Source organism: Staphylococcus intermedius NCTC 11048, assembly GCF_002902385.1.
Classification (GTDB): domain Bacteria; phylum Bacillota; class Bacilli; order Staphylococcales; family Staphylococcaceae; genus Staphylococcus; species Staphylococcus intermedius.
On sequence record NZ_PPQH01000085.1, the window covers coordinates 1 to 347 of the forward strand.

Below are 347 nucleotides of genomic sequence, written 5' to 3' on the forward strand. Positions count from 1 at the left end.
CAAAATATCATATAGATTAAGTTATTAAGGGCGCACGGTGGATGCCTTGGCACTAGAAGCCGATGAAGGACGTTACTAACGACGATATGCTTTGGGGAGCTGTAAGTAAGCATTGATCCAGAGATTTCCGAATGGGGAAACCCAGCACGAGTTATGTCGTGTTATCTGCATGTGAATACATAGCATGCAAGAAGGCAGACCCGGAGAACTGAAACATCTTAGTACCCGGAGGAAGAGAAAGAAAAATCGATTCCCTGAGTAGCGGCGAGCGAAACGGGAAGAGCCCAAACCAATAAGCTTGCTTATTGGGGTTGTAGGACACTCTGTACGGAGTTACAAAAGAATTT

The 347-nt window shown here is 45.2% G+C and carries 1 rRNA gene; it reads left to right on the forward strand.

What is annotated here, in order from left to right:
* Positions 1 to 14: 14 nt before the first annotated feature.
* Positions 15 to 347 (forward strand): 23S ribosomal RNA (locus tag CD138_RS12435); the annotation flags it as partial.